Annotated in this window: 20 protein-coding genes and 2 tRNA genes; 13 read left to right on the top strand and 9 right to left on the bottom strand. The window is 67.0% G+C overall.

Annotated elements, in window-relative coordinates; all coding sequences use genetic code 11:
- Positions 1-10 precede the first annotated feature (10 nt).
- Positions 11-478: an Lrp/AsnC family transcriptional regulator gene (locus AC1DX5_RS02765; protein WP_372853614.1), complete on the bottom strand. Its 468-nt coding sequence runs from the start codon at positions 476-478 to the stop codon at positions 11-13.
- Positions 479-702: 224 nt separating this feature from the next.
- Between AC1DX5_RS02765 and AC1DX5_RS02770 the strand changes: the two genes are divergently transcribed.
- The 6 genes from AC1DX5_RS02770 (at position 703) to AC1DX5_RS02795 (ending at position 5802) form a co-directional block, all read left to right on the top strand.
- On the top strand, positions 703-2439 hold the full coding sequence (locus AC1DX5_RS02770) for an ATP-binding protein (RefSeq protein WP_465176596.1): 1737 nt from the start codon (positions 703-705) through the stop codon (positions 2437-2439).
- 78 nt (positions 2440-2517) lie between these two features.
- Positions 2518-2594, top strand: a tRNA-Ile gene (locus AC1DX5_RS02775).
- 37 nt (positions 2595-2631) lie between these two features.
- Complete coding sequence (locus tag AC1DX5_RS02780; protein ID WP_478014073.1) at positions 2632-3375, top strand: SDR family oxidoreductase; 744 nt, start codon at positions 2632-2634, stop codon at positions 3373-3375.
- Positions 3376-3424: 49 nt separating this feature from the next.
- Positions 3425-3501 (top strand) — tRNA-Pro (locus tag AC1DX5_RS02785).
- A gap of 53 nt (positions 3502-3554) precedes the next feature.
- A complete protein-coding gene (locus AC1DX5_RS02790) occupies positions 3555-5204 on the top strand; it encodes a SulP family inorganic anion transporter (RefSeq protein ID WP_465176603.1) in 1650 nt (549 codons plus the stop codon).
- A complete protein-coding gene (locus AC1DX5_RS02795) occupies positions 5188-5802 on the top strand; it encodes a ParB-like protein (RefSeq protein ID WP_465176604.1) in 615 nt (204 codons plus the stop codon). The genes AC1DX5_RS02790 and AC1DX5_RS02795 overlap by 17 nt, the downstream gene beginning before the upstream one ends.
- On the opposite strand, the gene AC1DX5_RS02800 is transcribed toward AC1DX5_RS02795, so the two are convergent.
- Together AC1DX5_RS02800 and AC1DX5_RS02805 are read right to left on the bottom strand one after the other, a co-directional pair.
- Complete coding sequence (locus AC1DX5_RS02800) at positions 5784-6764, bottom strand: DUF808 domain-containing protein (protein WP_478014074.1); 981 nt, start codon at positions 6762-6764, stop codon at positions 5784-5786. The two genes, AC1DX5_RS02795 and AC1DX5_RS02800, sit on opposite strands and share 19 nt — an antisense overlap.
- Positions 6765-6901: 137 nt before the next feature.
- On the bottom strand, positions 6902-7927 hold the full coding sequence (locus tag AC1DX5_RS02805; protein WP_478014075.1) for a LysR family transcriptional regulator: 1026 nt from the start codon (positions 7925-7927) through the stop codon (positions 6902-6904).
- A 50-nt stretch (positions 7928-7977) separates the two neighbouring features.
- Between AC1DX5_RS02805 and AC1DX5_RS02810 the strand changes: the two genes are divergently transcribed.
- Together AC1DX5_RS02810 and AC1DX5_RS02815 are read left to right on the top strand one after the other, a co-directional pair.
- Positions 7978-8712: an SDR family NAD(P)-dependent oxidoreductase gene (locus tag AC1DX5_RS02810; RefSeq protein ID WP_478014076.1), complete on the top strand. Its 735-nt coding sequence runs from the start codon at positions 7978-7980 to the stop codon at positions 8710-8712.
- 62 nt (positions 8713-8774) lie between these two features.
- Positions 8775-9377: an NADPH-dependent F420 reductase gene (locus AC1DX5_RS02815; protein WP_478014077.1), complete on the top strand. Its 603-nt coding sequence runs from the start codon at positions 8775-8777 to the stop codon at positions 9375-9377.
- A gap of 64 nt (positions 9378-9441) precedes the next feature.
- Here the strand turns inward: AC1DX5_RS02815 and AC1DX5_RS02820 are convergent, their stop codons facing one another.
- Both AC1DX5_RS02820 and AC1DX5_RS02825 read right to left on the bottom strand, forming a co-directional pair.
- Positions 9442-11076, bottom strand: a complete 1635-nt coding sequence (locus tag AC1DX5_RS02820; RefSeq protein WP_478014078.1) for a glycoside hydrolase family 43 protein — start codon at positions 11074-11076, stop codon at positions 9442-9444.
- Positions 11073-12329 (bottom strand): MFS transporter, encoded by a 1257-nt coding sequence (locus tag AC1DX5_RS02825; RefSeq protein WP_478014079.1) that lies wholly within the window; start codon positions 12327-12329, stop codon positions 11073-11075. Before AC1DX5_RS02825 ends, AC1DX5_RS02820 begins: the two co-directional genes overlap by 4 nt.
- Positions 12330-12503: 174 nt before the next feature.
- Here AC1DX5_RS02825 and AC1DX5_RS02830 point away from each other — a divergent pair, with 174 nt between their 5' ends.
- Entirely contained in the window at positions 12504-13007 is a 504-nt protein-coding gene (locus AC1DX5_RS02830; protein ID WP_478014080.1) for a hypothetical protein, read from the top strand.
- 12 nt (positions 13008-13019) lie between these two features.
- Complete coding sequence (locus tag AC1DX5_RS02835; protein WP_478014081.1) at positions 13020-14051, top strand: oxidoreductase; 1032 nt, start codon at positions 13020-13022, stop codon at positions 14049-14051.
- An 81-nt stretch (positions 14052-14132) separates the two neighbouring features.
- Here the strand turns inward: AC1DX5_RS02835 and AC1DX5_RS02840 are convergent, their stop codons facing one another.
- Entirely contained in the window at positions 14133-14912 is a 780-nt protein-coding gene (locus AC1DX5_RS02840) for an SDR family oxidoreductase (protein ID WP_465173187.1), read from the bottom strand.
- Positions 14913-15007: 95 nt separating this feature from the next.
- Between AC1DX5_RS02840 and AC1DX5_RS02845 the strand changes: the two genes are divergently transcribed.
- A complete protein-coding gene (locus tag AC1DX5_RS02845; RefSeq protein WP_465173188.1) occupies positions 15008-15358 on the top strand; it encodes a winged helix-turn-helix transcriptional regulator in 351 nt (116 codons plus the stop codon).
- Between the two features lie 342 nt (positions 15359-15700).
- On the opposite strand, the gene AC1DX5_RS02850 is transcribed toward AC1DX5_RS02845, so the two are convergent.
- From AC1DX5_RS02850 to AC1DX5_RS02860, 3 genes are read right to left on the bottom strand one after another with little or no spacing between them, the layout of a single operon-like run.
- Positions 15701-17860 (bottom strand): beta-glucosidase, encoded by a 2160-nt coding sequence (locus tag AC1DX5_RS02850; RefSeq protein WP_478014082.1) that lies wholly within the window; start codon positions 17858-17860, stop codon positions 15701-15703.
- A 39-nt stretch (positions 17861-17899) separates the two neighbouring features.
- On the bottom strand, positions 17900-18505 hold the full coding sequence (locus AC1DX5_RS02855) for a hypothetical protein (protein ID WP_478014083.1): 606 nt from the start codon (positions 18503-18505) through the stop codon (positions 17900-17902).
- A gap of 39 nt (positions 18506-18544) precedes the next feature.
- The gene (locus AC1DX5_RS02860) at positions 18545-19759 is read right to left on the bottom strand and encodes an endo-1,4-beta-xylanase (RefSeq protein ID WP_478014084.1); all 1215 of its coding nucleotides are present in this window, start codon (positions 19757-19759) and stop codon (positions 18545-18547) included.
- Positions 19760-19969: 210 nt separating this feature from the next.
- On the opposite strand from AC1DX5_RS02860, the gene AC1DX5_RS02865 reads away from it, so the two are divergent.
- Positions 19970-21046, top strand: a complete 1077-nt coding sequence (locus tag AC1DX5_RS02865; protein WP_478014086.1) for a LacI family DNA-binding transcriptional regulator — start codon at positions 19970-19972, stop codon at positions 21044-21046.
- 77 nt (positions 21047-21123) lie between these two features.
- A complete protein-coding gene (locus tag AC1DX5_RS02870; protein ID WP_478014088.1) occupies positions 21124-22161 on the top strand; it encodes a cupin-like domain-containing protein in 1038 nt (345 codons plus the stop codon).
- The last annotated feature ends 90 nt before the right edge of the window (positions 22162-22251 follow it).

Consider the following 22251-nt stretch of genomic DNA (forward strand, 5'->3'; position numbering starts at 1 on the left):
CCTTTTCGCGTCAGTCCTGCCGCACCGGGATGCCGGGCAGCGCCTTGGCGGTGCGGATCGTCAGCGAGGTCTTTACGCTCGCCACGTTCGGCGCCGGCGTCAGATGCGTGGTGAGGATCTCCTGAAAACTCTTCAGGTCAGTCGCCACGATCTTGAGGATGAAGTCGATCTCCCCATTCAGCATATGGCATTCGCGGATCTCGGGAATCTGCGCGACATGATCCTCGAACGCGGCGAGATCATGCTCGGCCTGGCTGCGCAGGCTGACCATCGCGAAAACCGTGATCGGGTAGCCGAGGGTCGCCGCGTCGAGCTCGGCATGATAGCCGCGAATCGCGCCGGCTTCCTCGAGCGTGCGGACCCGGCGCAGGCAGGGTGGGGCGGTCAAACCGACTCGTTCCGCCAGATCGACATTCGTCATCCGGCCATCATCCTGCAGCAATCCCAGAATCCGCCGGTCGATCGAATCAAACGCCATTACGCAAAGCTCCCCGCCGGCTCTGTCTTTGTGGCGAGCGGCCGGCGTTCAGCATAAGATAATTGCGGGCGAACGCAATTGTCCCACATTGCTACGCGTCAAAAACAGGTGTTTCGCGGGCCATGCCGGGCGTCTAAGCACGTCCCGCGGCGCGGCCCTCGCGACCGGTGGGAATTCGATCTTTGCGCTTCGACGACAGCCTCGAAACGGTTCTTTCGGCGGACATGTCAAGCCCGCTCGGCGCGCAATCGGCCTGGCGGCAGCTGGTCGATCTGATTGCCCGCCGCCGTATCGCGCCCGAGACTGACGTGATCGAACGACTCAAGGCGATTCGCCCGCTCGTGCCGCCCTCTGTTCGCGCGGCGAGCGCACGGGGCGCGGAGGGTGCAGACCCGCCCGCCGCGCTCGTCCATCTCTTCGTCGAAGACGAGCCGACCATTGCCGCGCCATTGCTCCGCAGCGCAAGGCTGCGCGACGACGAATGGATTGCGATGCTGCCGGTCATGGCGCCCGACGCGCGCGCGGTCCTGCGCCATCGCGGCGACCTCTCGCCGGCCTTGGCGGGTCTGCTGGAGAGCTTCGGCAGCGTCGATTCCGCATGGGAGGCCGTTCCGCATCAGCCGGTCGCCGAGCCCGTTGGCGAATCGCCGCTTTCATTCGCCAGCATCGCGCCTGGTCTGCCGGTCGTCACCGAAGTGCCTGCCCATGACGAGGCTGAAGCGAAGGACGCTGCGGATGCGCCGGAACCTGGCGCCGATGTGATCGAGTTCGCCTATCTGCCGGCACCCAAGGAAGCGGCGAGCGGCACGTTCCAGATCGCCGAGATGGTTGCCCGTATCGACGCCTATCGACAGCGGCGCGAGCAGACGCCCGTCACGCCGATTCGCCTGCCGGTCGAGACCGACCTGTTCGCGCCCGGCTCGGTGCGCGCGCAGGGTTTCCGGTTCGAGACCGACGCGGCGGGCGTGGTCCGCTGGATCGAAGGCGCCGCCCGCGCGCCGCTGATCGGCCTGTCGCTGAATCCGATGGCGATCCAGGGCCAATCGCAGGTGGACGGGGCCGCTGCGGGCGCATTCCGCCAGCGCACGGGCTTTACCGATGCGCGGCTCGTCATCGGCGGCGACTCGGAAGCTGCCGGGCCATGGCGGATCACCGGCATCCCGGTGTTCGACCACGAAAGCGGACGCTTTACCGGCTATCGCGGCACCGCGCGCCGTCCGCGCCCCGACGAGACGGCCGAGCGCTATCCGGATCCCAACCCCGCTTCCGATGCGCTGCGCCAGCTCGTCCATGAATTGCGCACGCCGACCAGCGCCATCGCGGGCTTTGCGGAAATGATCGAATCGCAGACACTTGGTCCCGTATCCGAGGCCTATCGCGCGCATGCGGCCGAGATAAGGGCCCTTGCGAGCAGGCTACTGACCGCGATCGACGATATCGACATGGCCGCGCGGATCGACGCCAGGGCGCTCGATCTGCGCCCGGGCGAGGTGCCGCTGGTGCCGTTGCTCGAGCGCGTCGTGGGCGAACTCCAGCCGCTGGCGGCGCTGCGCGGCACGACGATCGATCTCCATCTCGGCGACAGCGACCTCGCCCTTGCCGGCGATGACCGCGCGGTTGGGCGGCTGATCTCCCGGCTCGCCGCGACGCTGGTGGCGTCGAGCGGGCAGGGCGAGCGGATCGGCATCGCTGCGATGCGCGATGCCGATGCGGTGGTCGCGGTCGTGTTCGATCGGCCGGGGGCGCTTGCCGACTATGCCGGTGACGAGCTGCTGACGATCGACGCGGAAATCGATAACGACCGCGAGGGCGCGCCGCTGCTCGGCACTGGCTTTGCGCTGCGGCTGGCCTGCAATCTCGCGATCGAGTTGCGTGGCACCCTGACCATTGGCGACAAGATTTTGACGTTGCGGCTGCCTGCGGCGCCCGGCGATCGCGCAGGACGGGTTTCTTCTAGCTGATCGCAAGTCAATCCGCGCCTTCATCGGCGCGGCGGCCTTGCCACCCAAGCACGCCCTCCGCTAACGAGCGGCTTGGTGGGGCCTGTAGCTCAACTGGTTAGAGCTGCCCGCTCATAACGGGTAGGTTGCGGGTTCAAGTCCTGCCGGGCCCACCAACTTCCCGCAGGCATTCAGCGCAGTGGGGGAGTGTTCATGGACAATCGGGTCGCGATCGTGACGGGCGCAGGAAGCGGCATCGGCCGTGCCGTGGCGCTCGCCCTGGGCGAGGCCGGGTGGCGCGTCGTGCTGGCCGGGCGGCGGCGCGAGGCGCTTGCCGAAACGGCGGCGCTGGGCAGCGGGTCGATGCTCGCGGTACCGTGCGACGTGACCGATGCGGCGTCGGTGGACGCGCTGTTCGACGCGGCGGTTGCCGAATTCGGCCGGATCGACCTGTTGTTCAACAATGCCGGCATTTTAGCGCCGCCGGTACCGCTCGACGAGCTGGACGTCGAGGCGATCCGGTCGCTGCTCGACATCAACATCCTCGGCAGCTTCCTGTGCGCGCGTGCGGCGATGCGGGCGATGAAGCGCCAGGCGCCGCAGGGCGGACGGATCATCAACAACGGATCGATCTCGGCCGACCGGCCGCGACCCCATTCCGCGCCCTATACGGCGAGCAAACACGCCATCACCGGCCTGACCAAGTCGATCGCGCTCGATGGCCGCGCCTGGGGCATCGCGGCCGGGCAGATCGATATCGGCAATGCGGTGACCGATATGAGTGCGGCGATGGGGCAGGGCGTGCCGCAGCCCGACGGCAGCATCCGAGCCGAGCCGAGGATGGACGTTGGCCATGTCGCTCGTGCGGTCGTCCATATGGCGGCACTGCCGCTCGACGCGAACATCCCCTTCATGACGATCATGGCGACCAATATGCCCCTGTTCGGCCGGGGATGACCGAGCGGCCTTGCGTCGCACCCCGGTCCAGCCTAAGCGACCCGTCCGTCGGGGAGTGGCGCAGTCCGGTAGCGCGCCTGCTTTGGGAGCAGGATGTCGCAGGTTCGAATCCTGTCTCCCCGACCATTCTTCCCCGGAATGGATTGCTGCGTCGCTCCGCGCGCCGTTAGGATGGCGGCGTGAAGACGATCCTCGGCATCCCCGCGCAGACCGGCATGAACGTCGTGGCCGGTCTTTCCGTGGCCGGGCTGATGCTGCCCGAGGCCGTCGCCTATGCGGGCATCGCCGGGTTCACGCCCGGGCGGGCCATCCTCGCCGCGCTCGCGGGCGGCGCGGCTTATGCGGTGCTCGGCCGCAGCCGCTTCGCGATCGTCGCGCCGACCTCCTCCTCGGCCGCCATTCTCGCCGCCGCGCTGGCGACGTTGCCGGGCAGCCCGGCCGAGCGCGGCGCGATGGCGATGGCGATGGCCGCGATCGTCGGGATATTATTCGCGCTGATCGCCCTGTTTCGTCTCGGCAGCCTGTCGGCGTTCATCGCCCGTCCGGTGCTGCGCGGTTTCGCCTTCGGCCTGGCGATCAACATCATCATCCGCCAGGTGCCGCATCTGCTCGGGCTGAAGCTCGTCTCGTCCTCCACCCTGGCCCTGCTGGCCGACATCGCCGCGAATCTCGGCCGGACGAACCTCGCCAGCCTCACGATCGGGGCGGTCGCCCTGGCGCTGCTGCTTGGCCTGCGCGCGACGACTCGTCTTCCCGCCGCGCTGATCGCCCTGGTGCTGGGCGTCGCGGCGGCACGGATGATCGACCTGCCGGCGCTGGGCGTGGCATCGGTCGGGCCGATCGATTTCCATCTGTCCGCCTGGACGATGCCGGATTTCAGTTTCGCGCGCTGGTCGCGCCTCGCGCAACTCGCTGCCCCGCTGACGCTGATCCTGTTCGCCGAAAGCTGGGGCACCGTGCGAACGCTCGCGCTGCGCCATGGCGATACGCTGTCCGCCAATCGCGAATTCAGTGCGCTGGCCGGCGCGAACCTGTTGTCCGCGCTGGCTCAGGGCATGCCGGTCGGGGCCGGCTTTTCCGCAGCGTCGGCCACCGAATCCGCCGGCGCGACGAACCGGCTCGCCGCGATCACCGCGCTGATCGCCCTCGCGGCGGCGGCATGGCTGGCCGGCCCGACGATCGAGGCCCTGCCGCAGCCGTTGCTGGCGGCGGTGGTGGTCGCGGCACTGGCGCACGCCCTGTCGCCCGCGCCGCTCACGCGGTTGTTCATGATCGACCGCGACCAGTGGATCGCGCTCGCGGCGGCTTGCGGCGTGATCCTGTTCGGGGTGCTCGACGGCATGCTGATCGCGGTGGCCCTGTCGATCGGGGCGCTGCTCAACCGGCTCGCCCATCCCGTGGTGAGCGAACTGGGCTATCTCGATGGCGGCCATGATTTCGTCGACCGGGCGCGCCATCCCGATGCCAGGGGCGTGGAGGGCATGGTGATCTTTCGCCCCAATGCGCCGCTGTTCTTCGCCAATGCCGAACAGTCGCTCGGCACCATCGCGGCGAAGGCGCTGGCAAGAAGCGGTGACACCCATGTCGTGCTGAGCCTGGAGGAGAGCGACGATCTCGACAGCACCGCACTGGAGGCGATCGCCGAGTTCGAGAAGCTGCTGGCGGCGAAAGGCCTGTCCCTGCAGCTTGCGCGGGCGCATGATCGCGTTCGCGACGTGCTGGTGGCGGCCGGGTTCCATCGCCTGGCGAACGGCGCCTCGTTCAGTGTCGCGGACGCGGTGCGCGCGGTGAAGGCGGGAAAAGGGAACGACGATGTACAATCTGCTTGAGCCACGGCTGCAGCCCGTTCCGCTCGCCGCGCTGCGCCCGACGCAGATGACGGTCGGCATGATCGAGGTGGACCGCAAGAGACGGCAATGGCAGGGGCATGTCGCCGCGGACGGCCCCGATTTCCTCGGCAGCCACATGATCCCGGTGGTGCTGGGGCCGAAGCAGGTTCCGTGGCTGATCGATCATCATCACCTGGCGCGCGCGCTGCACGACGAAGGGGTCGAGCATGTGCTGGTCAGCGTGGTCGCGAGGCTGTGCCATCTGCGCAAGGCGGAATTCCTCACCTTCATGGACAATCGCAACTGGCTCCACCCCTATGACGCGAAGGGCAGAAGGTGCGACGTCGCCGACATCCCGCGCTCGCTGGGCAAGCTTGTCGACGATCCGTACCGCTCCCTGGCCGGGGCGGTGCGACAGGCCGGCGGCTATGCCAAGACCGACACGCCCTATGCCGAATTCCTTTGGGCCGACTTTCTCCGTGGACGGATTCCAGCGAAAAGGGTGGCGGACAGGTTCGAAAAGGCAGTGAACAAGGCCCTCGAGATCGCGCATGGCGAGGAGGCGAGGCACCTGCCGGGTTATTGCGGGACCTTCTGATCGACCGCTGAGCCATGAGTCTTCGCGGCCTGGCCACCCTTGCGCGGAATCAGGTGAAGCACCGCGACGATGACGCCGCCGACGATCATGCCGACGACCGCCGATCCGAGCGCGCCGACCAGCCATTCGACCAGACCCTGCGCCACCGGTGAGGCGTGACCGACTGCCTCAGCCGCATCGTGCAGCCCGTGCGAGATCACGCCGAGGCCGAATTCCTCCAGCCCATGTACGATGAACCCGCCGCCGACCCACGCCATCGCGGCGACGCCTAGCGTCGACAGGCCCTCGAGCAGCAGCGGCATCGCCTTGACCAGCCCGCGGCCGAGGGCGCGGACGCCCGCCGATCTGCGCTGGGCGAGGTGCAGGCCGATATCGTCCATCTTCACGATCAGCCCGACCACGCCATAGACACCCACGGTGATGGCGATGCCGACGGCGGCCAGCACCACGCCCTGCATCACCACTGACTGTTCGGGGATGTCGGACAGGGCGATGACCATGATCTCGGCCGACAGGATGAAATCGGTGCGGATCGCGCCGCCGACCTGGCGCTTTTCCAGCTCGGCCGGATCGTGGATCTCGGCGACTTCGTCGGCGTGATGCTCGCCGACGATCGTCTCGAAGATCTTCTCGGTCGCCTCGAAGCAGAGATAGGCGCCGCCGATCATCAGCAGCGGCGTGATCGCCCAGGGCGCGAAGCTGCTCAGCAGCAGGGCGGCGGGCAGCAGGAACAACAGCTTGTTGCGCAGCGATCCGATCGCGATCTTGGCGATGATCGGCAACTCGCGGTCCGGCGTCAGGCCGACGACATAACGCGGCGTGACCGCGGTATCGTCGATCACCACGCCCGCTGCCTTCACGCCCGCCCGGCCCGCCGCGCCGGCGACATCGTCCACCGAGGCCGCGGCCAGCTTCGCGATCATCGCGATATCGTCGAGCAGCGCTACAAGGCCTCCGGGCATTCGATCTCTTTCAGCTGTGGTGCGGGCCGTTGGTATCGCATTCGACGCGAAGCGCCAGTGGATCGGGCGCCGCGATGTTGAAATTCCCGCAGATCCTCGCAGGAGCCGGGCTGGTGTGGATCGCCGCGGCCTGGGGGTCAGTCGCGCGACATGGACAGCCCGGCGAGAAGCGGCGCGTAGGCGGCGAGCCTGCGGGATACGAACTCCGTGAACAGCCGCACGCGCTTCGTCTTGCGTGTCTCCCCCTGCGTGAGAAGCCAAACCGCGCCATATTGGTGCAGGTCGGTGCCCGGTACCCGCACCAATAGCGGATCGGCATCTCCGACGAAGCACGGCAATGTCGTGATGCCGAGCCCCTGCCGCGCCGCGGCGAGTTGCGCCTCGGCATCCGTGACCCTGAACGGAGCCCCCGTGGTGCGAACCTCCCCCTCGCTGGCCCAGTCCGGAATGCCGTGCATGCTGATGACAATCCACCGCATGGGATCAGGCGCGCCCGCACGCCATGCGGCCAGTCGATCGCGGGACATATAGACGGCCCCGAAGACCTCCGGCCCCGTCAGGCCGTGAAGATTGAGCGGCAGGGTCTTGCGGTCGTAGACGACGCGGATCGCCACGTCAGCCTCGCGGTTGGTCAGATTTGCCAGCTCGCCGGACGACAGGATTTCCATCTCGATGTCCGGGTGCAGGCGCGCGAAATCGGCGAAGKCCGGCATGAGCAGGTGWGTSGCGAGGGGCGGCGCCAGCGTCACCCGCARAAGCCCGCGCACGCTCTGGTCGCGSCCGAAGAYKCGCGTCTCCAGYTGGTGCGACGAYGCTTCCATCTGGTTCGCGAGYTCGAGRACCTCCTCGCCCGCRGCCGTCAGGCGATAGCCCGMAGGCAGYTTTTCGAACATCTGYGCCCCWAGGCGCTCCTCGAGCTGGGCGATGCGTCGCARCACGGTCGAGTGGTTCACGCCCAGGCGCGCGGCGGCAGCCCGCACCGAGCCTCCGCGCGCGACGGCGAGAAAATAGCGAACGTCATCCCAGTCGATCATGGTGCGATCCTGCACCGCAGGGTGCGCCCAATCAACCGTCGCTGTTGGCGAAAGCTCATCCAGCCGGTTGAATTTTGCACCACCGATGTGCGCGTTTTTGCACTGAACGCCTGATGCCGGCGGCCCCATCTGGTGGTCCTCGGGGGCGTTACCGAACGCTCCAGCCAGGGATGCACGACATGAACAGACTGAATGGAAAGACCGCCGTGATCACGGGCGGCGCTACCGGCATCGGCCTTGCCGCTGCGAAGCGCTTCATCGAGGAGGGCGCCTTCGTCTTCATCTTCGGCCGTCGGCGGGAAGCGCTCGACGCCGCTATTGCCGCGCTCGGGCGCAATGCCCGCGCGGTGGAGGGCTCGGTTTCCGAGCTGGCCGACCTCGACCGGCTTTACGCGGCGGTGAAGGCCGAGCGCGGAACCCTCGACATCGTCTTTGCCAATGCCGGGGCGGGAAGCCAGCTTGCGCTCGGCAAGATCACTGCCGAGCACATCGACGAAACCTTCGACACCAATGTGAAGGGGACGATCTTCACGGTCCAGAAGGCGCTGCCGCTGATGAGCGCGGGCGGTTCGATCATCCTGACCGGATCGAGCGCCGGCACCACGGGTGCCCCGGGAATGAGCGCCTATAGCGCGAGCAAGGCGGCCGTGCGCAATCTTGCGCGGACCTGGGCGGAGGACCTGAAGGGCACCGGCATCCGGGTAAACGTGCTGTCGCCCGGGGCGACGGCGACCGAGCTCGCCAAGGACGCGCTGGGCGAGGAGGGCCAGAAGGCCTTCGCCGCGATGACGCCGCTCCAGCGCATGGCCGATCCAGCCGAAATCGGGGCGGCGGCTGCCTTTCTCGCGTCGTCGGACAGCAGCTTCATGACCGCCAGCGAACTCGCCGTCGACGGCGGCCTTGCCCAACTCTGACGCGCTGGCCTGGCGCCGTTGAGGCCCAAGAAATCACTATCAACACGAAACGGAGAACTATCATGAGTTATGCAATCATAGGCTTCGGCAAGATCGGCCAGGCGCTCGCCCACGCCTTCGCCCGCAAGAACATCGCGGTAACCGTCGCGAGCCGCCGGCCGCCCGAGGCACTGGCGCCGCAGGCTCGGGCGATCGGGCCCATGGTCGTCGCCAAATCGCTGCAGGATGCGCTCGAGGCCGACACGATCATCCTGGCGGTCCCGTTCGGGGAGCATGGCGAGGTTGCGAAGGCCCTGCCGAGCTGGGACGGCAAGACCATCATCGACGCGACGAACACGTACGGCGTTCCCCCGGAAGAGCTGGACGGTCTCCCGTCCTCTGCCTTCGTTGCGAAGGCGTTCCCTGGCGCCAGGCTCGTGAAAGGGTTCAATCACCTGATCGCGGCCACCCTGGCCACCGATCCGGTCGTCAAGGGCGGGCACCGGGTCGTCTTTCTGTCGAGCGACGATGGGGACGCGGTCGCGCCGGTGGCGGCCCTGGCCAGGCAACTCGGCTTCGCCCCCGTCGCGCTGGGCAAGCTCAATGAAGGTGGCGCGCTGGTCCACGCACGCGGCCGCATCTGGGGGCCGCTGATCTTCCAGGACCTGTTCAAGAAGGAGCAGTAACGGATCTGCCGCTGCTGTCAGAAACGGCTCACCACATGGCGGCTGTGACGGCGCTGTCTCCTGATCAGGTCTTTGTACAGTCCGCGAGATAGGCGCGCTCGCGATAGTCGAACCAGTCGATATCCGCCGCCAGCCGCCGGCCGGATGTGTCCTGACACGCGACCCCCACGAACGCCCCGGTGAAGTTGGGCAGGCCCGGCGCGCTCGCTTCGTCGGACAGGATGCTGGCGTCGAACTGCTCGCGCAGCCAGGTCCACTCGGCGTTCCCCTCGATACGGAAGGCGAAGCGGAGGCGTTCGTAATCGACCTCGGCGCGGAGGTGGATCCGGCCTTCCGCCGCGACGGGGTGGATTTGCGAAAAGGCGTCGCCCTGGGGAGAGTCGGGCAGGGCCGACATGACCTGGATCTGGCGGCGGCCATCGTCACCGGCGGTGACGAACAGATAATGATATTTCGAGCCGTTATAATAGCAGATCAGGCCGGCCGCTTGCTGGTAGCTTTGCGGGGCGAAGTCGACGACCGTTTCCGCCGAATAGCAGAAGGCCTGTTGCCGGCGCGCGACCAGCGCCTGTTCGAACAGGCTGCCCAGTGACTCGCGGCCGAACAGGCGGAGATGGCCGGGGCGGGCAGTGAGGCTGAACAGCTTTTCCGGCTCGGGCGAGCGGAGCCACTGGAAGTCGATCGGCAGCGCGCCGGCGTCGAAGTCCGATCGTACAGGGGGTGCCAGCGTCGGCGCATCGAGCGTCGGCATGGGGATGTCGAGTACCGGGATGCTGTCGCCGCTCGCCGTATAGAGCCAGCCATCGTCCGCCCAGCGCATTGGCTGGATTGCGGTCTCGCGGCCCATCACGCAGCGGCCGCGATTGGGCAGGGGGCGGCCGCAGAGATAGACCATCCAGGGCTCGCCCTCGGGGGTCTCGACCAGATCGGCATGGCCTGCGCGCTGCAGCGGCGCATCGGGGCGGTCGCGCGCGCTGAGGATATAGGTGTCGGGGTGGAGTTCATAGGGGCCGGTCAGCGACCGCGAGCGCGCCATGGTGACGGCGTGGTTCCAGGCAGTGCCGCCTTCGGCGGTGATGAGATAATAGAAGCCGTCGCGCTTGTAGAGATGCGGCGCCTCGGTGAGGCCCAGCGGGGTGCCTGCGAAGATCAGGCGCGGTTCGCCGACCAGGGCGCTGGCCTCGGGCGCATATTCCTGCAGCACGATGCCGGCGAAGCGGTTGCGGCCGGGCCGATGGTCCCACAGCATGTTGACGAGATATTTGCGGCCGTCATCGTCGTGGAACAGCGAGGGGTCGAAGCCGCTGCTGTTGAGATAGACGGGGTCGGACCAATCGCCCTCGATCGTGTCGCTGGTCACCAGATAATTGTGGAAATCGCGCAGCGACGCGCCCGAGGCGCCGCCGGTGGTGGTGCGGCCATAGCGTTTCACATCGGTGTAGATCAGGTGAAACCGGTCGCCGTCATGCGTCAGGCAGGGCGCCCAGACGCCGCAACTGTCCGGATCGCCGCGCATGTCGAGCTGGCTCGCCCGGACCAGCGGGCGGGCGACGAGCGTCCAGTTCGCCAGGTCGCGCGAATGGTGGATCTGGACGCCGGGAAACCATTCGAAGGTCGAGGTCGCGATATAACAATCCTCGCCGACGCGGACGATCGACGGGTCGGGGTTGAAGCCGCGGAGGATGGGATTGCGGATCATGCGGGCTCGGGGTCCTTCTGGGGTTGGGGGGCGCGGACGAGAATCCACATCACGGCGGCGGCGAACAGGTCGAGGATGCCGAGCGCGACGAAGAACGGGCCATAGCCGATCGTCTCGACGAAATGGCCCATGGCAAGCGAGAAGATCAGCACGCCGAGATTGGCCATGGTGCCGGCAATGCCCGCCGCGGTGCCCACTTCGTTCCGCGGGAACAGGTCGGACGCCATGGTGATGCAGGTGACCGACAAGGTCTGGTGCGCGAACCCGCCGAGGCAGAGCAAAGCGACTGCGGCGGCGGCGCTTTCGACCTGGCCGACGAACATCATGCCGGTCATCAGCACCGCGCCGAGCGTATAGGCGCCGCGCCGCGCGTTGATCAGGCTCACGCCGCGCCGTTGCAGCCATAGCACCACGGCGGGGCCGAAAAGGCAGCCGAGATCGGCGGCGATGAAGGGCAGGCCGGCGAACATCGCGATCTGGCCGAGATCGAAATGGCGGACGGTGGTGAGATAGAGCGGCATCCACAGGGTCAGCGTGCCCCATACCGGATCGGCGAGGAAACGGGGCAGCGCGATGCCCCACAGGTTGCGACGGCGCAGGAGGCGGCTGAGCGGCGGCTTGTCCTCGGTGGCGCGGAGATAGGTTTCCTGGCCTTCGAGGATCTCGGCCCTTTCCTTGGGCGAGACGGTCGGGTGGGTCTCGGGCGAATGATAGAGGCGGCGCCAGCAGGCGGCCCAGATCAGCGCGAACACGCCGGCGACGATGAAGGCGCCGCGCCAGTCCCACACATAGACCGCACCTGCCACCAGCAACGGCGCCAGCACTGAGCCGAGCGACGCGCCGATATTGTAGACGCCGCCGGCAAAGCCGCGCTCGCGCGCCGGAAACCATTCGGAAATGACCTTCAGCGCGCCGGGATGCGCGGTGCCCTCGGCAAAGCCGAGCAGCGCGCGCAGGCCGGCGAGGCTGACCCAGCCGGTGGCGAGGCCATGCGCCATGGTGATCACGCCCCAGGCTGCGGCGAACAGCGCGAGGCCGGTCTTCAGCCCGATCATGTCGAGAATATAGCCGGCGATCGGCTGGAGCATGATGCCGAGCTGAAAGCCCCCGGTGATCCAGCTATATTGCTCGGTGCTGATATGAAGTTCGGACATCGCGGTCGGCGCGGCGACGCCCATGATGCTGCGCGTCAGATAGTTCAGGATGGTACCGATCATCACCAGCCCGATGATCCACCAGCGGATCTTCATCATCCTGCCAATCCGCATCGCGATTCCTCTCCGCGCGTCGGGCGCCGTCGTGGCTCGATCGCTGATGGTAGCGATAACGATCTGGCCCGTGCTGGCAAGATCGCGGGGCGGTCGCGGCCGATTTGCGGGGAGGATGGCCAGGTGATACAATTTGCGGGCCTGTTCGGGAGAGCGGAAATGCGTCGTGCCCTGTTGCCGGTTGCCCTTGGCGCCATTCTGCTGTCGTCCGCCGCCGATGCAGCGCACGCGCCGCGGGAGAGTTGGGGCAAGGCGGGCGTCTCGCTCGACCAGTATCGCGAGGACGCCGTGCTGTGCGGGCGCCAGGCCTATTATCTCGACGTGTCGGAAACTCCTGCGGCCAAGGCGCTGGTGCGGGCGTCGAGCCAGATCGAGAATCTCGCCTCGAACATCAACGAGAACGCGTTGCAGCCGATGTCGGGGGTCGAAGCGATCACCATGGCTGTGCAGGGCGCGCGGCCGGAACAGCGTTTCCGCGAGATCGCCGCGCTGCAGAAATCGACGCTCGAAAAATGCCTGACCTCGCTCGGCTATGTCCGTTTCCGCCTGACCGAGGAGCAGCGCGACCATCTGTCGAAGCTCCGGTCGGGCACGCCCGAGCGTCACGCCTATCTCCACTCTCTTGCCAGCGACCCGAAAATCCTGTCGACGCAGCATGGCTGATCGAGAGGAGACATGATGATCAAGGTGGGGGTGATCGGGTTCGGGCTGGCCGGCAAGAGTTTCCATGCGCCGTTGATCGACGCGGTCGAGCGGCTGAAGCTCGCGGCCATCGTCACCTCGCGCGTGGACGAGGTCGCCGATGCTTTTCCCGGTGTCGCGGTGGTGCCGACCGCGGAAGCGCTGATCGCCGATCCGTCGATCGACCTGATCGTGATCGCCACGCCCAATGAACTGCACGCGCCGCTGGCCAGGGCGGGACTCGAGGTGGGCAAGCATGTCGTGATCGACAAGCCCTTCGCGGTCGACCCGGCCGACGGCGTCGCGCTGATCGAGCTGGCGGCCGCGCGCGGGCTGGTGCTGTCGGTGTTCCACAACCGGCGATGGGACGCGGATTTCCTGACGGTACTCGATGTGCTCGGTGGTGGTGCGCTGGGCGAAGTGATGCTGGCCGAGCTGCGCTGGGACCGGTTCCGTCCGGCGATCAAGCCCGGCTGGCGCGAAGCGACGGTGGAGCAGGGCGGGGGCATGCTCGCCGATCTGGGGCCGCACCTGATCGACCAGGCGCTGCAATTGTTCGGCACGCCGGAGGCGATCACCGCCGACATCGCCGCGCAACGCGCTGACGTGGTGGTCGACGATTATTTCGAGCTGACCCTGCATTATGGCGAACGCCGGGTGATCCTGTCCGCTTCGACTCTGATCGTCGCGCCGCGGCCGCGCTTCGCGCTGCACGGGAGCAAGGGTAGCTTCGTGAAGTTCGGCCTCGATCCGCAGGAAGCGATGCTGCGCGCCGGCGCGACCGCCAATGACGCCGGTTATGGCGAGGAAGCGCCCGAAGCGTTCGGCACCCTGACCGTCGCCGAGGGCCAGCCCGAGCTGGTGCCCTCGGTGCGCGGCGACTGGCGGCGTTATTATGAGGGCGTGGCCGACGCGATCCTCGATGGCGCGCCGCCGCCGGTCGATCCGGCGGATGCGCTGACCGGGCTCAACCTGATCGCCCTGGCGCGGCGGAGTGCCGCGGAAGGGCGCAGGCTGCAAGTCTGAGCGGGAACGCCGGGAGCGCCGTCGGCCCTTGGTGCCGTGCCGTGGCCATCCCGCTCGGCGCGGATGCCGGCCAGCCGCGTTTCACGCAGTCGGCACCGTCCCGCCATCGATGACATATTCGGTGCCGCTGATCGCGCCGGCGCGCGGCGACGCAAGGAAGGCGATGAGGTCGGCGACTTCGCATGGCTTGGCCGGGCGTCCGAGCGGAATACCGCCCAGTGAGTCCATGATGATCTTCTTGCCGCCCTCATAGTCAGTGCCGGCGTCCTTCGCGAGCCGTTCGGCCAGCGCGACGGCGGCGTCCGTCTCGACCCAGCCGGGCGACACACGGACCACGCGGATGCCTTTGGGCGTCACTTCCTTCGACAGGCTCTTGCTGTAGGTCGAAAGAGCGGCCTTGGCCGCCGCATAGGCGGTGGTCGATTCCGGCAGGGGCAGCTCATGCTGGATCGATGTCACATGAATGATCACGCCCGAACCCCGCGCGATCATCGATGGGAGCAGCGCCCGGTCGAGCCGCACGGCAGGCAGGAGATTGTGGTTGAGTTCCTTCAGCCATTCGGCATCGCTGAGCGCGGCAAAGCCGCCTGCAGGGGCGCTCGATCCGCCGAGCACATTGACGATGATGTCCACGCCCCCGAACCGCGACAGCACCTCTTCCGCGAGAGCGGCGCATCCTTCGGCCGTCATGAGATCGGCGGCGATATAGTCGAGATCGTCGTTGCTCTCGGGGACGCTCCGCGCAGCGGCAATCACGCCGACACCGGCGTCGCGCAGGCTTTGCACAACCGCCGCGCCAACGCCTTTGGTTCCGCCGCTGACCAGCGCGCGCTTGCCTTCCAGGCCAAGGTCGAAACTCATGATCGGTCTCCGGCTGAACTTGTGGGCCGGCGACATCGCCCGTACCCTGCCAGATGACAAGAACGCACGAAAAAGTAAGGTACTAACCAAAAAGTATGTCGCAGCAATATTCCCGCGAAACGGCCGCCGAAGGCGTTGAGAATGCGCTCAAGCTGCTCGAGGGCCGGTGGAAGCTGGTCGTCCTGTTTCACCTTTTCGGTGGGCGCGTCCTGCGTTTCTCGGAACTAGAGCGAGCGATCCCGCTCGTGTCGCAGAAGATGCTCATCCAGCAGCTCCGACAGATGGAGCGGGATGGCATCGTCAGGCGTATCGTACACCATCAAGTGCCGCCCAAGGTCGAATATGGGCTGACCGATTGGGGTCAGGCGCTGTGCCCGGCACTGGACGCCTTGCTGACATGGGCTGCGCAACGCGAGAGCCTCGGCGACGGGGTGGCGACGCGATAGGGTCCGATCTCGAGGTCGATGATTCAAACGTCGCATAGTCCGCCTTATCGAGGTTCAGGATCCCATGCTTCGGCGGAATCGATAGTGCTCAGGACACCCCTCGCAAAATTCATTACTTGCGAGTTTTTTCGATGGCCCGAATGGCCATGTCACTGGTTCTCGGGCGGCTGGCACGGGAAATCACTGCGATGCCGATGCCGAATTTTTACTAAGGCAGTATTTGTTGGACGCGATTCGGGGCCCTTCGCAGGTGGGTCGCATAAATCGCCGCCGCGCAAAGCCGTGCTTGAACGCTGCTTCGACGGGGACGCCCGCACCTTTGTCGATACTTGGCCGCTCACCTCACTGTGGCGACCATCCCACCGGAAAAACCCGAGCCGGGAGCCGAATCCGTGTCTTTTGTGCAATATCGCGGGAGGAAGCGCCAAGTATAACATCGTAACTTCCCGCCGCGATGCGCCATTGGTGCCCGGCCTGGTCCCATGTCGCGAGCAGGCGTGGATCGACCTGCAAGGTCACTTGCTTCGAGGCGCCCGGCGCCAGCGCGACCTTGGTGAAGCCGCCAAGCCGTTTCGGCGCTTCCCAGCCGGCACCAGCGACGTAGATCTGGGGCACGGCCTTGCCCGCCACCTTGCCGGAGTTGCGCACGGTGAAGCGCACGTTGATGCCGTTGGCCGATGGCGCCGCACTGAGCCCGGCAAAGGAGAAGTTCGTGTAGGAAAGCCCGTGGCCGAAGGCGAATTGCGGGTCGAGGGCCTTCGCATCGTACCATTTGTACCCGATCGCCGCGCCCTCGCTGTACGTGACGTCGCCCTTGTGGGGCTCGGCGGGGTGCGGCAGCTGATCGAGGCTGCGCGGGAAGGTCGCGGGCAGGCGGCCCGACGGATTTACCTTGCCGAACAACAGGTTGGCGATTGCCGCGCCGCCCTCCGTGCCGGGATACCAGGCGGCCAAGGCGCCCGCGACGCGGTCGATCCAAGGGGTGAGGACCGGGCCGCCCGTTTCCATCACCACCACCGTTTTCTGGTTCGCGCCGGCGACCGCCTCCACCAACGCGTCCTGATTGTCGGACAAGGTCAGCGGCACGTCGAAGGATTCGCCGGCCCATTGCGTGACGAAGACGATCGCCACGTCGCTGTCGCGGGCCAACGCCGCGGCTGCGGCGGGATCGCTGCCGTCGGCGAAGCGTACCGTCGCACCCGGCGCCAGCTTCGCGATCGCGGCGAGCGGGGAGGATGGGTAATACATGATCGGGCCGGGCCAGCTCGTCGGCTTCAGGCCGGGCACGGCATTGCCGCCACGCGGATAGACCAGAGACGATCCGCCGCCCGCGAGCACGCCCTTGTCGGCATGGCCGCCGATGACCGCGATACGCTTCGTCGAAGGCGAGAGCGGCAGGACGGCGCCGGCATTCTTGAGCAGGACCGTGCCTTCCTCGGCATCCTGCCGCGTCACCACGGCATGCGCGGCATAGTCGATCGGGGCTTCGGCGACAGGATGCTCGAACAGGCCGTGCGCGATCATCGAGCGCAGGATGCGCGTGACCATCGCATCGAGCTCGGCTTCGCTCACCGCGCCGCTCGCGATGGCCTTGGCGAGCGGTTCGCCGAAAAAGGGCGCATCATCGAACGGGAAGCCCGATTCCTGATCGAGGCCGGCCTTGACTGCCTTGGCGGTGCTATGCGTGGCGCCCCAGTCGGACATGACAAAGCCCGGCCATTTCCAGTCCTTGCGCAGCACCTGGCCGAGCAGGAAATCATGCTCGCAGGCATAAATGCCGTTGACCCGGTTGTAGGAGCACATCACCGAACCTGGGTTCGACCGCTCGATCGCGAACTGGAAGGCGAGCAGGTCCGAGGTGCGCATCGCCGCTTCGCCCAGCACCGAATTGCCGCCGAACCGCTCGGTCTCCTGATCGTTGATCGCATAATGCTTCACGGTCGAGATGATGTGGTTCGACTGGATGCCGGCGATCTGCGCGCCGACCATCGTGCCGGCAAGCAGCGGATCCTCCCCGCCATATTCGAAGTTCCGGCCGTTGCGCGGCTCGCGCATCAGGTTGACGCCGCCCGCCAGCATCACGTTGAAGCCGGAATTGCGCGCTTCCTTGCCGATCATCGCGCCGCCGGCAAAGGCGAGTGCGGTGTTCCAGCTCGCTGCGGTGGCGAGGCCCGAGGGCAGGGCGGTCCGCTCGCGCTTCACCGCCGCGCCGCCCTGGGTCGCGACACCGACACCCGCATCGGTCTGCCATTGCGGCGGAATGCCGAGGCGCGGGATGCCGGGGATATAGCCGGCCGAACCCGCGCGGGATTCCTTGGGCGTGAGGAATTTCTTCGACGGGAAATCGGTGCCGAAATAACCGAACACTAGGGTCAGCTTCTCCGCGCGGGTCATCCGCCTGACCAGCGCGGCGGCGCGGCTGTCGGGGGAGGGCGCCGCAACCCTGGCCTTTTTCGGCGCGGCGGCGATCGGCGTGCCTGCATTCGTCAACAATGCGACCATCAGGGCCGCTCCACAGGCACGCTTCATCGTTTCTTTTCCTCAGTTCTTGGGGAGTTTGGCGGGATCGTAATTCTGGCCGAAATCGAGCACGAACACCGGCCCGAGATCGATCACCTGCTTGTCCGCCGCGAGATGGGCGGTGGCGCGCATGGTACCGCCGGGAAAGGCCTTCGCCGCCTTGCCCGAGGCATAATAGAGCTTCCAGTCCTTGTTGATCGTCACGCCGTTGCCGACGAGATTCTCGTAAGGAGCCGCCACGCCATTCGCGCCGATATAGGGGATGGAGGCGGTCTCGCCGTCCTTCAGCTCGGGCGCGCGCAGATACATCGCGACCAGGATCGTGTCGCCCGCCGCGATCGGTTTCTGGATCGGCGAGCTGGAGCCGACGTCCCAGGCATTGGCGCCCTTGGCCGACACGGTCACGCGGATCACCTGGCCGCCGGGCACGCCGCCATCGTTCAGCGCTTTGGCCTTCTGGTTGGGGCCATAGACCTGCCAGTTGGTGCCGGGCTGGTTGACCGCCTTTTTTATGATGTCGTCGGATGCATCGCTCTTCGCCGCCGGTGCCGCCGCCTGTTGCGCGAGTACCGGCAGGGCGAGCATCGCTGCGCTGCCGGCAAGAAAGATCGTCAAAACCTGTCGCATATCCTCCGCTCCTTTGATGGCCACCTTTCGCGGCTCGTGTCAGGTTCGCGCCGGTGCGGCCGCGAACGCTTCGGCGACGGCGGTACGCATCGGTTTTGGCTTGAAATCGCTGTCATAGGGGCAGGGGCGGCGCTTCGCCCGGTCACCGCGCGGCTCGAACCCCTCGATCCAGCTGTAGCGGTCGCACATGCCCCAGACGAGAAGGTCGGAGAGCTGCGGATAGGTGACCATCACATCGAGATAAGCGCGGCTGTAATCAGCCACTGCGCGGTCTCGTACGGCGATGTCGGCGGGCAGATTATTGTCGCGCACGTCGAACTCGGTGATCAGCAACTTGTAGCCCATCGCCACGACCTGGTCGAGGAAACGCCGCCACTCGGCCTGCTGTGCCGAAACGCTGCCCGCGGTGTCCGTTCCCTGCGTGATGAGATGCGACTGAACGCCGAGCGCGTCGACCGGGGTGCCGCGCGTCTTGAAGCCTTCGAGCAGGCGGAGCACGCCGGCGCGGTGGGTCGCATTGCCCGGCTCCCAACTCATATAATCATTATAGACGAGCTGCGCGTGCGGCGCGGCGACACGGGCGGTGTGGAAGGCGAGGTCGAGCGTCGCCGTCGCGCCGCCCAATGCCCGCGACAGCGCGGTTTCGTACAGGCTGGCATCGGCCGGGTTCACGGCCTCGTTGACCACGTCGTAACTGGCGATCTTCGCGCCGTAGCGGGCGCAGACGGTGCGGATATGCTCGGTCAGCAGCCGATCGGCCTCGATCGCGGGGTTGGGGCCATAGTCATGGCTTTCAGCCCAGGCGGGCATCCATTTGGGCTGGTGCCAAAGGAGATTGTGGCCGCGCACGGCGAGCCCCTTGCTTTCCGCATAGGCCATCATCGCGTCGAACCGCGTGAAGTCGAAGCTGGTCGCGCTCGGGCGGATGAACTGCCATTTCATCTCGTTCTCGGGGACGAGGATACCGCAATCGGCCTCCAGCAGCGCCGCATAGGACGGGTTGGCGAAGGACCCGCGGTCGGCACCCGGCGCGCTCCACGCACAGGCCGAGCCGAACCGCATGCCTTTCGCGCGGGCGGCCTCGTTCAGCGAGACAGCCGGCGACGCCGTGGGTGTGGGGGAGGGCGGTGACGCGGGCGTCGGGCCGGGGCCCGGCAAGGCGCCGCTGGCCGAAGTGGGGCCGCTGCCGGCACAGGCGGTGAGCACCATCCCGGCGGCCATCATCAGCCCCTCGCGCCGCGATATTCCGCCCATCCTGCTTCTCCGCTGCCCCGCCTCACGGTCTTGCCGGCCCTGATAGCGGTATCATGATGGCGGTTTGACCAACCTTGTCAATAGGAGCGGCGGGCGTGGCGATCGGCGCGGTGGCATGCCTGTCCGTCACGCGGCTGCGATCTTGCATGCACATATGGTGCGGAATCGAAATAATAGGCTATTAGCGGGCGCGAGGAGACCGATAGTACCGTGAACGAGAAGAACTCCCGCCGCCGTAGAACGGCGCCCACGATCAGAGACGTTGCCCGTATGGCGTCGGTTTCGTCCATGACCGTCTCCCGCGTCATCAATGGCGAAGCCAATGTTCGTCCGACCACGCGCGACGCCGTCAATGCCGCTATTGCCGCGCTCAGCTATTCGCCCAACCCCGCCGCGCGCAGTCTTGCCGGCGCGGCGCCGGTGCGGATCGGCCTGCTCTACAGCAATCCCAGCGCCGCCTATCTCAGCGAGTTCCTCGTCGGCAGCCTCGACCAGGCAAGCCGCAGCGACGTGYAGCTGATCATCGAGAAATGCGAACTGGGCGATCACGAGATCGAGGTGGCCAAGCATCTGATCGACAGCGGGATCGACGGGCTGATCCTGCCATCGCCGCTGTGCGACTCCCTGAAGCTGATCAAGACCATCGCCGACGAGGGCGTGCCGGCGGTGCTGGTCGGCAGCGGCCGTCCGGCGGCGGAGCTGAACGCCGTCAGCGTCGACGAATATTCCGCCGCCTATGCGATGACGGGGCATATCGTCTCGCTCGGCCATCATCGTATCGGGTTCGTCATCGGCAATCCCGAACAGACCGCCAGCGACGAGCGGTTGCGCGGCTATCGCGATGCGCTGGCCAAGGCGCATATCCCGATGGACGAGGCGCTGATCGTGCAAGGGTTGTTTACCTATCGCTCGGGCCTGGATGCGGCGGAGAAGCTGCTCGACGTGGCGGATCCGCCGTCCGCGATCTTCGCCAGCAATGACGATATGGCGGCCGCCTGCGTCGCGGTGGCGCATCGCCGCGGGCTCGATGTGCCCGGCGATCTCACGGTGTGCGGTTTCGACGACACCACGCTGGCGACCGCGATCTGGCCCGAGCTGACCACGATCCACCAGCCGATCGCCGACATGTCGCGCGCGGCGGTCGAGATGCTGGTCTCGACGATTCGCCGCCCGCGCGCGAATGACGAGAAGCAGCAGCACGTCGTGCTCGATTTCACGCTGGTCCGGCGCCAGTCGGACGCCGCGCCGCGACGCCGGCCGCCCTCCAGGTCGGCACGCCCTGCCTGAACTGCCGTGCGTTAGCGGTAACAGCTATGTGCGGCGAGGCGATGGCGCGCGCTCGCGCCTGGAGTTAAGAGACACTCATGTCCCTCGATGTCAAAGCCGTCACCGATACCCGCGTCGCCGAGCGCCCGGCGGTCGATGCCGAGACCTTCGCCCGCGAGATCGCGCCGAGCTATGCGCCGGTCGTGCTGCGCGGACAGGTGGCCGACTGGCCGGCGGTCGCGGCGGGCAGGCGCGGGGAACGGGCGCTGGCCGACTACGTGGCGGGGTTCGCGGGCGGCAAGCCGCTCGAGGTGCTGCTCGGGCCGCCCGAGATCGCCGGCCGCTTCTTCTACCGCGACGATATGCGGGGCTTCAACTTCACCCGCCAGCAGGTGCCGCTGGCGGCGCTGATGGGGCAGCTGCTGCAGCTGGCGGAGGAGAGGACGGCGAATCCGCCGGCCATCTATGCCAATGCCGCCGCGGCGCCCGATCATCTGCCTGGCTGGGGGGAGGCGAACCGGCTGGACCTGCCGGCGACCGGGGCGACGCCGCGGGTATGGATCGGCAACGCGACGCGCGTGGCGACGCATTACGATGCCTCGCCCAATCTTGCCGCGGTGGTGGCGGGGCGGCGGCGCTTCACCCTGTTTCCGCCCGAGCAGGTGGCGAACCTCTACGTCGGGCCGCTCGACCGCACGCTGGCGGGGCCGCCGGCGAGCATGGTCGATCCGGACGAGCCCGACCTGGAGCGTTATCCGCGCTTCGCCGAGGCGCTACGCCATGCCCAGGTCGCCGAGCTCGGGCCGGGCGACATGCTCTTCATCCCGGCGATCTGGTGGCATCATGTCCGCGCGTTCGACCGGATCAACGTGCTGGTCAATTACTGGTGGGCCTATGACACGTCGGCAACGCCCTTCGTCGCCATGGTCCATGCGCTGATGAGCGTGCGCGACTTGCCGCCGGCGGAGAAAAAGGCATGGAAGGCGTGGTTCGACCATCTCGTCTTCGGCGAGGATGCCGAGCATGCCGGCGATCATCTGCCCGAGCATGTGCGCGGCGTGCTGGGCGCGCCGGGCAAGGAGCGTAACGAGCGCATTCGCGCCTATCTGCTGGGGATGCTGTCCGCGCGGGGATAGGGATTTGCCTCTCGTCACGTCCGCGCAACCGGCGTAGTCAACGACGATGCTTGGACATGTGCTTGCCGCTGGCGCCCTCCTTCTCTGCCT

The sequence above is a fragment of the Sphingomonas sp. P2_B6 genome, from assembly GCF_056404755.1.